Origin of the sequence: Kitasatospora sp. NBC_01250 (assembly GCF_036226465.1) — a bacterium.
Lineage (GTDB): Bacteria > Actinomycetota > Actinomycetes > Streptomycetales > Streptomycetaceae > Kitasatospora.
In genome coordinates this window covers 5,265,636-5,278,229 of record NZ_CP108476.1, presented here as the reverse complement: position 1 = coordinate 5,278,229, position 12,594 = coordinate 5,265,636, and the positions used below count along the sequence as shown (strand labels likewise).

Genomic DNA, 12,594 nt, shown 5'->3' with positions numbered 1-12,594 from the left:
CCTGTGCGGGCTCTAATGGAACGTACAAGGGAACGGCAGAACGCAGAGCGCTACGGAGGGGCTGACGCGATGACGACCGGGTACGCGGGATTCGACAGCAACGAGGAACAGCCGGGCGGTGACGACCCGTTCGCCCGCCCCTACCGCGCGCGCCGCCGCACCGCCGTGCGGGTACTGGTACCGCTCTCGGTCGCGGCCCTCGCGGCCACCGGCGTGGCCGTGGTGCCGGCGCTGGCCAGCACGGACGCGCCGACACTGCCTCAGGTGACGGCCCAGCAGCTCATCACGAAGGTGTTCGCCGATCAGACGCAGGCACTGAGCGGCACCGTCCAGGTCTCGACCGACCTGGGCATCCCGAGCCAGGTGCTCGACCTGGCCGGGCAGGGCGGGCTCGCCGGGACGGCGAACGCCGCGGGGGCGGCGGGCGGCAGCGGCCAGGCCCGGGAGCGCAACGGCGCTGCCGCCGCCGACCCGCAGGCCAAGCTGACCGCGCTGCTGGCCGGGGACCACACGCTGCGGATCGCGGCCGACGGCCCGGACAAGCAGCGCGTCGCGCTGGTGGAGCCGCTGGCCGAGTACGACCTGATCCACAACGGGGACCAGGCCTGGGCCTGGGACAGCGCCAGCAACCAGGCGCTGCACCTGGCCGGCGGGCCGCGCACGGCCAAGGACGCCGCCGGGCACGCTGCCGGGCACGCCAAGGACCCCAGGGGTCCGCTCGACGGGGTGCCGACCACCCCGCAGCAGGCCGCCCAGCAGGTGCTGGCCGACAGCGCGGGCAGCTCGGACGTCTCGGTGGCCGGCACCACCACGGTGGCCGGGCGCAGCGCCTACCAGCTGAGCGTCAAGCCCAAGCAGTCCGGCTCGACGATCGCCGAGGTGAAGGTCGCCGTCGACTCCGCCACCGGCACCCCGCTCGCGGTGGTCGCCACCTCGACCTCGGGCAGCACCGTGCTGGACGCGCACTTCAGCGACGTCTCGTTCACCCGGCCGAGTGCGAGCACCTTCGACTTCACCCCGCCCAAGGGCGCCAAGGTGGTCGAGCAGGCCCCCGCGCAGCACGGGAAGGACGAGGCTGACGTCGCGCAGCGGCCGGGCACCGCGAACGGCGCGAAGGTGATCGGCAGCGACTGGACCAGCGTGGTCTCGTTCGCGCTCCCCGCCGCGACCGGTGCCGCTCCGCAGAGCGGCACCGGGCACCACAAGCAGCTGCCCAGCGCCGCCGAGCTGGTCAAGTCGCTCGGCAAGCCGGTGGCCGGCGGCACGCTGATCAGCACCAAGGTGGTCAACGTGCTGATCACCGACGACAACCGCGTCTACGCCGGTGCGGTCACCCTGCCGGTGCTCCAGGCCGCGGCGGGAGTGAAGTAAGTGACGCTGTCTCCGGCCGTCGACACGGCGGAGACCGCCGAGGGGGGCCGGGTCGCCGAGGCGGCCACGGCCCCCGTCGGCGGCCCGCCGGTGATCCGTACCCAGGGTCTGACCAAGCGCTTCGCCGGCGGGCAGCTGGCCGTGGACGGGCTGGACCTGACCGTGCCGCGCGGCAGCGTCTTCGGGTTCCTCGGCCCGAACGGCTCGGGCAAGACCACCACCATCCGGATGCTGATGGGCCTGATCGCCCCGACCTCCGGGGTGGCCGCCGTGCTCGGCGCACCGATGCCGCAGGCCTCGGCCAAGGTGCTGCCCCGGGTCGGCGCGCTGATCGAGGGGCCCGCGCTCTACGGCTACCTCTCCGGGCGCGACAACCTGGTCCGCTACGACTCGGCCGACCCGACCTCCGACCCGCGCACCCGCAAGGAGCGGGTGGCCCGGGCGCTGGAGCGCGTGGGGCTGGCCGCCGCCGCGGGCAAGAAGGCGCGGGCCTACTCGCTGGGCATGAAGCAGCGCCTGGGCCTGGCCGCCGCGCTGCTGCAGCCGCGCGAGCTGCTGGTGCTGGACGAGCCGACCAACGGACTGGACCCGCAGGGCATGCGGGAGATCCGGGCGCTGGTGCGCGAGGTCGCGGCGGAGGGCACCACCGTCTTCCTCTCCTCCCACCTGCTGGACGAGATCGAGCAGGTCTGCACGCACGCCGCGGTGATGTCCAGGGGCCGGCTGGTGGTGCAGGGCACGGTGGCCGAGCTGGCCGCCCGGGCGCAGGGCCGGCTGGTGGTCCGCACGGCGGACACCGAGGCGGCGCTGGCCGTGCTGACCGAGCACCGGGTGACCGGCCTGCGGGTCGGCGAGGGCCGGGTGGACGGCGAGTCGGGCGCCCTGGACGACGAGGAGGCGCTGCCCGGGCTGTGCGCGGCGCTGGTGGCGGCCGGGGTGCGGGTGCGCGGCTTCGGGGTGGAGCGGGGCACGTTGGAGGACGCCTTCGTGGCGCTGACCGGGGAGGGCTTCGATGTCGCGGGTTGAGACCGCACCGGCGGCCGTGGCGGCGGCGGTGGCCGCCGGGCCGCGGTCGCAGACGGTGCCCGGGTTCCTGGCGCTGTTCCGCAGCGAGCTGGGGCTGACCTTCCGCCGGGTGCGCACGATGGCGCTGCTCGGCGTGCTGGCCGTGGTGCCGATCCTGATCGGCGTGGTGGTGCGGCTGGAGACCGGGAACATGCGCGGCGGCGACGGCGGCCCGGCGTTCCTGGCCCAGGTGACCCAGAACGGCGTCTTTCTGACCTTCACCGCGCTGGCCACCTCGCTGCCGATCTTCCTGCCGATGACGGTGGGCGTGGTGGCGGGCGACTCGGTGGCCGGCGAGGCCGCCACCGGCACGCTGCGCTACCTGCTGGTCGCCCCGGCCGGGCGTACCCGGCTGCTGGCGGCGAAGTTCACCACGGCGATGGCCTTCTGCGTGGCGGCGACGCTCGCGGTCGCGCTCTCCGGGCTGATCATCGGATCGATCCTGTTTCCGGTCGGCGACGTCACGCTGCTCTCCGGCGACACCATCGGGCTGGGCGCGGCGCTGCTGCGGGTGGTGCTGATCTCGGGCGTGGTGGCGCTCTCACTGGCCGGACTGGTGGCGGTGGGGCTCTTCATCTCCACCCTGACCAACAGCGGGATCGCCGCGATGGCGAGCACGGTCGGGCTGGTGGTCATCGTCCAGGTGCTGGACAGCTTCCCGCAGCTGCACGCCGTCCAGCCCTGGTTGCTGACCCACTACTGGCTCTCCTTCGGCGACCTGCTGCGGCAGCCGATGTACTGGCACGGGGTCTGGCAGGACCTGGGCCTGCAGGCGCTCTACGTGGCGGTCTTCGGCTCGGCCGCCTGGGCCCGGTTCACCAGCCGGGACATCACCGCGTGACGCCGGCCGACGCCGGGGCCACGGCCGGCGCCCCGGCGTCGGCCGGCAGCGCCCGGTCGGTGCGCATCCGGCGCAACGCGTCCCAGGTGAGCAGCGCGAGCGCCGCCCAGACCAGCGCGAAGCCGGCCCAGCGGGCGGGCGGCATGGCCTCGTGGAAGTACAGGACGCCGCAGAGGAACTGGAAGACCGGCGCCAGGTACTGCAGCAGGCCCATGGTGGAGAGCGGGATCCGGATCGCGGCGGCACCGAACATGAGCAGCGGGACCGCGGTGATCGGGCCGGTCAGCAGGAGCAGCGTGAAGTGGCCCGCGCCGTGGCCGAAGACGGCGTGGCCGGTGACCGAGCGGTAGATCAGGAAGGCGAGCGCGAAGGGGAAGATGAAGGCGGTCTCCAGCGCGAAGCTCTCCAGCCCGCCGAGCGCGATCTTCTTCTTGAGCAGCCCGTAGACGGCGAAGGAGAGCGCCAGGGTGAGCGCGATCCACGGCAGCCGTCCGTAGCCGATGGTCAGCACCACGACGGAGAGCGCGCCGATCCCCACCGCCGCCCACTGCGCGCTGCGCAGCCGCTCCTTCAGCAGCAGGACGCCGAAGCCGATGGTGACCAGCGGGTTGATGAAGTAGCCGAGGCTGGTCTCCACCACGTGGCCGGAGTTCACGCCCCAGATGTAGACGCCCCAGTTGAGCGAGATCGCCGCCGCCGCGAGCGCGGAGAGCGCGAGCCGGCGCGGCTGGCCCAGCAGCGGGCGCAGCCAGGACCAGTGGCCCCGGACGGTCAGGATCAGCACGGCCACGACCAGCGACCAGCACATCCGGTTGGCCAGGATGTCCCCGGAGGCGGTGGGCTCCAGCAGCGGCCAGTAGAGCGGGAACAGGCCCCACATGCCGTACGCGGCCACGCCCAGCCAGACGCCGCGGCCCAGCTCCCGCTGGCTGCCCTGGCTCCCTCGGGTCTCCGGTGCCATGGCAGGCCTCTTCTCCGCTCGGCGCACGTGTGTCGTGGCGACGGTAGCGGGCGGGAGCCGGGCTTGTCATCTCCGTTCTCATAGTTTGGTCATGACAGAGCCGGCAGCCATGACCAGGTCGGTCATGGCAGGCCGGTCATGACCAGGAGCGCGCGGACCAGGGCACCGCGTCGACCGGCGCGGGCACCGCATCCACCGGCGCGGGCACCGCATCCACCGGCGCCGGCCGGGACGACAGCTCCGCTGCCGCCCGGCGGCCGAGCACCTGCACCAGATCGGTGTAGAGGACGGCGCGCAGCTCGGCCCGCCCGGGCGTCCGCGGCTTGCCGAGCGACACCGGCGCCGGCGTCGCTGCCGCCGTCAGTTCGGCCACCAGCCGCTGCGCCTGCGCCGCCGAGGCCGCCGCCTGCTTCGCGGCCCTGGTCGCCCGCGACGCCCGCAGGGCCAGCGCCAACGAGACGAGGATCAGAAAGTAGACAAGGACACTCGGCACGATTCCCCCCGAAGGACGCGATTTCGCCTGCCGCAGAGGCTACGCCCCGCTCCGGACAGGCCCAAGCAAGGGCCTGTCCGGCGGATCTTGCCGGACAGCCCTAGCCCACCCGCTCCCAGGGAGCCGGGCCGCTCAGGCCGTGCAGCTTCGCCGGGTTGACCTGGGCGCGCAGCTCGTGGAGCAGGCCGTCGCGGATCTCCACGGTGAGGCTGCCGATCGGGGCGCCGTCCTTGGTGAAGAGCATCGCCGGTTCGCCGTTGATCCAGGCCGGTTCGGCCAGCACGCCCACCATCTCGGGCTTGGCCAGCACGCCGAGCAGCCAGCGGGCCACGTGGTCCGGCCCGTGCAGCGGGCGGCGGGCGGCGCGCACCACGCCGCCGCCGTCCGACCAGGCGGTCACCTCGGGGGCCAGGAGCTCCATCACCCGGGCCGCGTCGCCGGTGGCGCAGGCCGCCATGAAGCGCTCGGTCGCCTCGCGGCGCCGGCCCGGGTCGGTCTCGAAGCGCGGTTGCCGGGCGGCCACGTGCTCCTTGGCGCGGTGCGCGGTCTGCCGCACGGCCGCCTCCGACTTCTCCAGCGCCTGGGCGATCTCGGCGTTGGAGTAGTCGAAGACCTCGCGCAGCACGAAGACGGCGCGCTCCAGCGGGCTGAGCGACTCCAGCACCACCAGCATCGCGAGCGAGACGGAGTCCGCGACCTCGGCGAACTCGGCGGCGTCCGGCGCGGTCAGCAGCGGCTCGGGCAGCCAGGGGCCGACGTAGGACTCGCGGCGGGCCTGGGCCGAGGTGAGCTTGTTGAGCGCCAGGTTGCTGACGGTCCGCACCAGGTAGGCCTTGGGGTGCTCGACGGCGGCCTGGTCCACCGCGGCCCACTTGAGCCAGGCGTCCTGCAGGATGTCCTCGGCGTCGGCCACGCTGCCCAACAGCCGGTAGGCGGTGGCGAACAGCAGCCGCCGGTTGTCGAGGAAGGGGTCGTCAGCGCGGGATTCGATCACCCACCCAGGCTGCCAGCGGCTCCCGCCCCCCGGCAAGGACCGGGGGGCGGGAGAACCGCCGGGAGCGGGGTGGCTCAGGCCACCGTCCAGGTGTCCTTGCCGGCCAGCAGGGCGGCCAGGTCGCCGGCCCCGCGCTGCTCGACGGCGGTCTCCAGCTGGTCGGCCATCAGCGTGTCGTAGACCGGGCGCTCGACATCGCGCAGCACGCCGATCGGCGTGTGGTGCAGGCCCTCTTGCCCATGTCCCGTGTTGTCGGCGAGGCGGGTGAGCGCGAAGGCCGTCACCGGGCTGGCCGCGTGCGCGTCGTGGACCAGCACCTCGGCCTGGTTGGCCTCGGTGAGCTCGGCGACGGTCAGCTCGCCGGTGGCCCGGTCGCGGAAGACGCCCTGCCCGGCGAAGGTGATCGGCTGCCCGTGCTCCAGGCGGACCAGCGCCCGCTCGGCGGTGGCCGGGTCCTTGAGCACCTCGAAGGCACCGTCGTTGAAGATGTTGCAGTTCTGGTAGATCTCCACCAGCGCGGTGCCCTGGTGCTCGGCCGCCGCCCGCAGCACCGAGGTCAGGTGCTTGCGGTCGGAGTCGATGGTGCGCGCCACGAAGGTGGCCTCGGCGCCGAGCGCGAGCGAGAGCGGGTTGAACGGCGCGTCCAGCGAGCCCATCGGCGTGGACTTGGTGATCTTGCCGACCTCGCTGGTGGGCGAGTACTGACCCTTCGTCAGCCCGTAGATCCGGTTGTTGAAGAGCAGGATCTTCAGGTTGACGTTGCGGCGCAGCGCGTGGATCAGGTGGTTGCCGCCGATCGAGAGCGCGTCGCCGTCGCCGGTGACCACCCAGACGCTCAGGTCCTGGCGCGAGGCGGCGAGTCCGGTGGCGATCGCCGGGGCGCGGCCGTGGATCGAGTGCACGCCATAGGTGTTCATGTAGTACGGGAACCGCGAGGAGCAGCCGATCCCGGAGACGAAGACGGTGTTCTCCCGGCGGATGCCGAGCTCCGGCATGAAGGACTGCACGGCCGCCAGGATCGCGTAGTCCCCGCACCCGGGGCACCAGCGCACCTCCTGGTCGGTCTTGAACTCCTTGGCGCTCTGCGGCGCATCGGCCTTGGGCACCAGCTTCAGCGAGGGGAAGCCCCGATTGTCAGTGGCACTCATCGTCGTCGCTCCCGTCCAGCGTTCCGATCGCCGCCCACAGCACGTCCGCCAACTGCGCCGCCTTGAAGGGCAGTCCGCGCACCTGGTTGTAGGACTGGGCGTCCACCAGGTACTTGGCCCGCAGCAGCAGGGCGAGTTGGCCGAGGTTCATCTCGGGCACGATGACCTTGTCGTAACTGCCCAGCACGGCGCCCAGGTTGGCCGGGAAGGGGTTGAGGTTGCGCAGGTGCGCCTGGGCGATGTGACCGCCGTCGGCGCGCAGGCGGCGCACCGCCGCGGTGATCGGCCCGTACGTCGAGCCCCAGCCGATCACCAGCACCCGCGCCTTGCCGTCCGGGTCGTCGACCTCGATCGGGGGCACCGTGATGCCGTCGATCCTGGCCTGCCGGGTGCGGACCATCAGGTCGTGGTTGGCCGGGTCGTAGGAGATGTTGCCGGTGCCGTCCTGCTTCTCGATGCCGCCGATCCGGTGCTCCAGACCGGCCGTGCCGGGCACCGCCCAGGGCCGGGCGAGGGTCTGCGGGTCGCGCTTGTAGGGCCAGAACTCGCCCTCGGGGGTGTTCGGGCCGCTCGCGAAGTCCGGTTCGATCGCGGGCATTTCACCGACGGCCGGGATCCGCCAGGGCTCCGAGCCGTTGGCCAGGTAGCCGTCCGAGAGCAGGAAGACCGGGGTGCGGTAGGTGACCGCGATCCGGGCGGCCTCCAGCGCGGCGGTGAAGCACTCGGCCGGGGTGGCCGGCGCCACGATCGGCACCGGCGCCTCGCCGTTGCGCCCGAACATCGCCTGCAGCAGGTCGGCCTGCTCGGTCTTGGTGGGCAGCCCGGTGGAGGGGCCGCCGCGCTGGATGTCCACCACCAGCAGCGGCAGTTCGAGCGAGACGGCCAGGCCGATCGTCTCCGACTTGAGCGCCACACCGGGGCCCGAGGTGGTGGTCACGCCCAGCGCGCCGCCGAAGGCCGCGCCCAACGCGGCCCCGATGCCCGCGATCTCGTCCTCGGCCTGGAAGGTGCGCACGCCGAAGTTCTTGTGCTTGGAGAGCTCGTGCAGGATGTCGGAGGCCGGGGTGATCGGGTAGGAGCCCAGGAAGAGCGGCAGGCCCGAGCGCTGCCCGGCGGCGATCAGGCCGTAGGCCAGCGCCAGGTTGCCGGAGATGTTGCGGTAGGTGCCGGCGGGCAGCTTGGCCGGGGCCACCTCGTAGGAGACCGCGAAGTCCTCGGTGGTCTCGCCGAAGTTCCACCCCGCCTTGAAGGCCGTGATGTTGGCCTCGGCGATGGCGGGCTTCTTGGCGAACTTGGTCCGCAGGAAGCTCTCGGTGCCCTGGGTGGGCCGGTGATACATCCAGGAGAGCAGACCGAGCGCGAACATGTTCTTGGCCCGCTCGGCGTCCTTGCGGGCCAGCCCGCTCTCCTTGAGCGCCTCCAGCGTCAGCGTGGTCAGCGGCACCTTGTGCAGATGGAAGGCGTCCAGCGAGCCGTCGCCCAGCGGGTCGGCCGCGTAGCCGACCTTGGCCAGCGCCCGCTTGGTGAACTCGTCGGTGTCCACGATGATCTCGGCGCCGTGCGGCAGGTCGGGCAGATTGGCCTTCAGGGCCGCCGGGTTCATCGCCACCAGCACGTTCGGCGCGTCGCCGGGGGTGAGGATGTCGTGGTCGGCGAAGTGCAGTTGGAAGCTGGAGACCCCGGGCAGGGTGCCCTGGGGCGCCCGGATCTCGGCGGGAAAGTTGGGCAGAGTGGACAGATCGTTGCCGAAGGAGGCGGTCTCCGAGGTGAACCGGTCACCGGTGAGCTGCATCCCGTCGCCCGAGTCCCCCGCGAAGCGGATGATCACCCGGTCGACCCGACGAATGGGCTTGGGCCGCCGGGGCGCCGCCGCGTCCGGCCGACCTGGTGGGTCGCTCGGACTGCCCCCTACTGCTGCTACCTGATCGACCTCGCTGGTCACTGCCGCGAACCTCCCTCAGGGGTACCAGCCGCGGGCGTGAGCCGTGTGCCCCGTCCGCCTGGTGCACCGATCGAATCCTATGCGGGTGGTGATTCGCTGGGATGTAACTACAGCAAAGGCATTCCCTTGAGTATTTCCGCGTCAGCGCCCAGGAACCGCGGCGTCAGCGCGGTGTCACGGCGGCGTCAGGAATTCAGGTGGACGGCAGCGCGGCGTCAGGGCGGCGTCAGGAATTCAGGTAGGTGAGCACCGCGAGCACCCGGCGGTGGTCCTCGGGGCTCTGCGCCAGGCCCAGCTTCAGGAAGATGTTGCTGACGTGCTTCTCCACCGCGCCGTCGGAGATCACCAGCGTCTTGGCCACCGCCGCGTTGGTCCGCCCTTCGGCCATCAGCGCGAGCACCTCGCGCTCGCGCGGGGTCAGCCGGCTCAGCACGTCACCCTTGCGGCTGCGGCTGAGCAGCTGCTGGACCACCTCCGGGTCCAGCGCGGTGCCGCCGCCGGCCACCCGGACCACCGCGTCCACGAACTCGCGCACCTCGGCGACCCGGTCCTTGAGCAGGTAGCCGACCCCGCGGGTGGAGCCGGCCAGCAGCTCGGAGGCGTACTGCTCCTCCACGTACTGGGAGAGCACCAGCACCCCGAGCCCCGGGTAGAGGCCGCGCAGCGTCACGCAGGCCCGCACGCCCTCGTCGGTGTGGGTGGGCGGCATCCGCACGTCGGCCACCACCACGTCGGGCAGCGCGCCGGCCTCGGCCAGGTCGTGCACCGCCTTGAGCAGCGCCGCGCCGTCCCCGACCCCGGCGACCACCTCGAGACCGCGGTCGGTGAGCAGCCGGGTCAGGCCCTCCCGGAGCAGGACCGAGTCCTCGGCGATGACGACGCGCAGCATGTGATGCTTCTCCCCCGCGATGTGGTGCCCTGTGGTGCCGCATGGCGCTCGGTGGCGCCACGCCTCACATGGTACGGATCGCGACGGCGTCGCAGAGCCCCTGCAGGGCCGCCTTGGCCGGGCCCTCGGGCAGCGGGTCGAGCAGCGCGCGGGCCTCCTCGGCGTAGCGCAGGGTCTCGCGGCGGGCCCGCTCCAGCGCGGGGTGGCGGCGCAGCAGGCGCAGCGCCTCGGCGTGCAGCTGATCGTCCGTCAGGTCCTGCTCGAGCAGCTCGCGCAGCCGGGCGTCCTCCGGGTCGCTCTCGTCCAGCGGCATCGACTGCAGCAGCAGCACCGGCAGGGTGGGCACGCCCTCGCGCAGGTCGGTGCCGGGGGTCTTGCCGGACTCGTGGCCGTCGCTGGCGATGTCGAGCACGTCGTCGGCGAGCTGGAAGGCGATGCCCATCTTCTCGCCGTACTGGGTGAGGATCTCCACCACCCAGGGCTCGGCACCGGCCATCAGCGAGCCGAAGCGCCCGGAGACGGCGATCAGCGCGCCGGTCTTGCCGGCCAGCACCTCGAGGTAGTGGTCCAGCGGGTCGTCGCCGGGGCCGGGGCCCGCGGTCTCCAGGATCTGACCGGTCACCAGGCGCTCGAAGGCGTCGGCCTGGATCCGCACCGCCTCGGTGCCCAGCTCCGAGAGCACCTGGGAGGCGCGGGAGAAGAGGAAGTCGCCGGTGAGGATGGCCACCGAGTTGTCCCAGCGGGCGTTCACGGTGGGCACGCCGCGGCGCACCGGGGCCTCGTCCATCACGTCGTCGTGGTACAGCGTGGCCAGGTGGGTCAGCTCCACGACCACGGCGGCCGGCACCACGCCGGGCGCGTACGGATCGCCGAACTGGGCGGCCAGCATCACCAGCAGCGGGCGGAAGCGCTTGCCGCCGGCCTTGATCAGGTGGCTCGCGGTGACCTGGACCAGGGGGAGCTCGCTCTTGACGGCCTCGGCCATCGCGGCCTCCACCGCCTGCAGCCCCGCCTGGACGTCACGGTTCAGATCGCGGTCCTGCACGCTGAGCCCGAAGGGTTCCACGACGGTCACGAAGACCACTCCTGTCGCCGGTCGATCATGCGGTCCGGTCCCTGTTGCGGCCGCTGCCATCCCCAGCAGCGTATCCGGTCACGAGTGGATCACTGTACGGGCGTGCGGGTAGCGCGGCGAAGATCGCGCCGGGTCCGGGGTGTGCGCCCCGGACCCGGCCTGTCATCGGTACCGCCTCGCGGGGCGGCTCAGCGGGCGAACAGCGCCGCCCTGGACGCGAGGTCCAGGAAGTACTGCGGCAGCAGCCCGAGGCCGAGCGTGACGATCACGCCGAGCGAGATCGCCATCGTGGTGAAGACGCTGGGGATCGCCACCGCCGGGCCATTGGGCTGCGGGTCGGAGAAGAACATCAGCACGATCACCCGGATGTAGAAGAACGCGGCGACCGCCGAACTGAGCACACCGACGATCACCAGCGGGGTCGCCCCACCCGCCGCCGCGGCCTGGAAGACCGCGAACTTACCGGTGAATCCGCTGGTCAGCGGGATGCCGGCGAAGGAGAGCAGGAAGAGCGCGAAGACCGCGGCGAGCAGCGGCGAGCGGCGCCCGAGCCCGGCCCAGCTGGACAGGTGGGTGGCCTCGCCCTTGGAGTCGCGCACCAGGGTGACCACCGCGAAGGCGCCCAGCGTGACGAAGGAGTACGCCAGCAGGTAGAAGAGCACCGCGCCCAGGCCCTGCCGGTTGGTGGCGATCACGCCGGTCAGGATGAAGCCGGCGTGCGCGATCGAGGAGTACGCCAGCAGCCGCTTCACGTCCTGCTGGGTCACCGCCAGGATCGCACCGACGATCATGGTGAGGATCGCCACACCCCACATCACCGGGCGCCAGTCCCAGCGCAGTCCGGGGAAGGCCACGTAGAACAGCCGCAGCAGCGCGCCGAAGGCGGCCACCTTGGTCGCCGCGGCCATGAAGCCGGTGACCGGGGTCGGGGCGCCCTGGTAGACGTCCGGGGTCCAGGCGTGGAACGGCACCGCGCCGACCTTGAAGAGCAGGCCGACCCCGACCATCGCCAGGCCGATCAGCAGCAGCGCGTCGTTGTGCGTGGTGACCGCCAGCGCCGGGGTGACCGGGGCGTTGCCGGAGATGACGTCGGCGATCTCCGGGAGCCGGAAGGTGCCCGCGTACCCGTAGAGCAGCGCGCTGCCGAACAGGAAGAAGGCCGAGGCGAAGGAGCCCAGCAGGAAGTACTTGACGGCCGCCTCCTGGGAGAGCAGCCGGCGCCGGCGGGCCAGCGCGCAGAGCAGGTAGAGCGGGAAGGAGAAGACCTCCAGCGCCACGAACATGGTCAGCAGGTCGTTGGCGGCCGGGAAGAGCAGCATGCCGCCGACCGCGAAGAGGGTCAGCGGGTAGACCTCGGTGGCTGCGAAGCCGGCCCGGGTGGCCTGCCTCTCCTGCTCGCTGCCGGGGGTCGCCGAGGCCTGGGCGACGAAGGGGTCGACCGGCACGCCCTCGGGGCGCGGGTCCAGGCGGCGCTCGGCGTAGAGGAGCACGGCGAGCACGGCGGCCAGCAGGATCACGCCCTGCAGGAAGAGCGCGGGCCCGTCCAGCGCCACCGAGCCCATCGCCAGCAGCCCGCTCCTGGTGGTGCCGTAGCCCTGGGCGGCCAGCACCAGCACCGCGACGAAGGCTCCGGCGAGCCCGGCCAGCGCCAGCGTCACCTGGGTGACGTAGCGGAACCGGCGCGGCACGAAGGCCTCCACCAGGATGCCCGCCACGGCACCGCCGAAGACCACCAGCATCGGGGAGAGCTGGCCGTACTCGATGTGCGGGGCGGGGATGCTCGGTGTGTTGCCACCGGCCGCCGCCATCCACAAG

The 12,594-nt window shown here is 72.5% G+C and carries 11 protein-coding genes; 3 read left to right on the top strand and 8 right to left on the bottom strand.

The features are described from left to right. The first annotated feature begins 69 nt into the window (after positions 1–69). Genes OG500_RS22270 through OG500_RS22260 form a run of 3 tightly spaced genes read left to right on the top strand, consistent with a single transcriptional unit; the run spans position 70 to position 3,277 of the window. Positions 70–1,371, top strand: a complete 1,302-nt coding sequence (locus tag OG500_RS22270; protein WP_329582792.1) for a LolA family protein — start codon at positions 70–72, stop codon at positions 1,369–1,371. Further along, positions 1,372–2,397 (top strand): ABC transporter ATP-binding protein, encoded by a 1,026-nt coding sequence (locus tag OG500_RS22265; RefSeq protein WP_442907050.1) that lies wholly within the window; start codon positions 1,372–1,374, stop codon positions 2,395–2,397. Further along, positions 2,384–3,277: an ABC transporter permease gene (locus tag OG500_RS22260; RefSeq protein WP_329582789.1), complete on the top strand. Its 894-nt coding sequence runs from the start codon at positions 2,384–2,386 to the stop codon at positions 3,275–3,277. The genes OG500_RS22265 and OG500_RS22260 overlap by 14 nt, the downstream gene beginning before the upstream one ends. Here the strand turns inward: OG500_RS22260 and rarD are convergent. From rarD to nuoN, 8 genes are all read right to left on the bottom strand, one after another. Further along, entirely contained in the window at positions 3,267–4,238 is a 972-nt protein-coding gene (rarD, locus tag OG500_RS22255; RefSeq protein ID WP_329582786.1) for an EamA family transporter RarD, read from the bottom strand. The two genes, OG500_RS22260 and rarD, sit on opposite strands and share 11 nt — an antisense overlap. A 136-nt stretch (positions 4,239–4,374) precedes the next feature. After that, positions 4,375–4,731: a hypothetical protein gene (locus OG500_RS22250; RefSeq protein WP_329582783.1), complete on the bottom strand. Its 357-nt coding sequence runs from the start codon at positions 4,729–4,731 to the stop codon at positions 4,375–4,377. Between the two features lie 100 nt (positions 4,732–4,831). Continuing rightward, positions 4,832–5,725, bottom strand: coding sequence for an RNA polymerase sigma-70 factor (locus OG500_RS22245; protein WP_327068442.1), 894 nt, complete (start codon positions 5,723–5,725; stop codon positions 4,832–4,834). A 74-nt stretch (positions 5,726–5,799) separates the two neighbouring features. Beyond that, positions 5,800–6,873: a 2-oxoacid:ferredoxin oxidoreductase subunit beta gene (locus OG500_RS22240; protein WP_327068441.1), complete on the bottom strand. Its 1,074-nt coding sequence runs from the start codon at positions 6,871–6,873 to the stop codon at positions 5,800–5,802. Further along, a complete protein-coding gene (locus tag OG500_RS22235) occupies positions 6,860–8,719 on the bottom strand; it encodes a 2-oxoacid:acceptor oxidoreductase subunit alpha (RefSeq protein ID WP_329587670.1) in 1,860 nt (619 codons plus the stop codon). Before OG500_RS22235 ends, OG500_RS22240 begins: the two co-directional genes overlap by 14 nt. A gap of 322 nt (positions 8,720–9,041) precedes the next feature. Continuing rightward, a complete protein-coding gene (locus OG500_RS22230; RefSeq protein WP_327071635.1) occupies positions 9,042–9,701 on the bottom strand; it encodes a response regulator transcription factor in 660 nt (219 codons plus the stop codon). A 67-nt stretch (positions 9,702–9,768) separates the two neighbouring features. Next, entirely contained in the window at positions 9,769–10,779 is a 1,011-nt protein-coding gene (locus tag OG500_RS22225; RefSeq protein WP_327068440.1) for a polyprenyl synthetase family protein, read from the bottom strand. Positions 10,780–10,967: 188 nt separating this feature from the next. After that, positions 10,968–12,587, bottom strand: coding sequence for an NADH-quinone oxidoreductase subunit NuoN (nuoN, locus tag OG500_RS22220; RefSeq protein WP_327071634.1), 1,620 nt, complete (start codon positions 12,585–12,587; stop codon positions 10,968–10,970). Between the last annotated feature and the right edge of the window lie 7 nt (positions 12,588–12,594).

What these genes read in the sequence shown, in the direction of transcription:
- OG500_RS22270 (WP_329582792.1), top strand. Translation starts at nt 70, where the DNA reads ATGACGACCGGGTACGCGGGATTCGACAGCAACGAGGAACAGCCGGGC.
- OG500_RS22260 (WP_329582789.1), top strand. Translation starts at nt 2,384, where the DNA reads ATGTCGCGGGTTGAGACCGCACCGGCGGCCGTGGCGGCGGCGGTGGCC.
- rarD (WP_329582786.1), bottom strand. Translation starts at nt 4,238, where the DNA reads ATGGCACCGGAGACCCGAGGGAGCCAGGGCAGCCAGCGGGAGCTGGGC.
- OG500_RS22240 (WP_327068441.1), bottom strand. Translation starts at nt 6,873, where the DNA reads ATGAGTGCCACTGACAATCGGGGCTTCCCCTCGCTGAAGCTGGTGCCC.
- nuoN (WP_327071634.1), bottom strand. Translation starts at nt 12,587, where the DNA reads ATGGCGGCGGCCGGTGGCAACACACCGAGCATCCCCGCCCCGCACATC.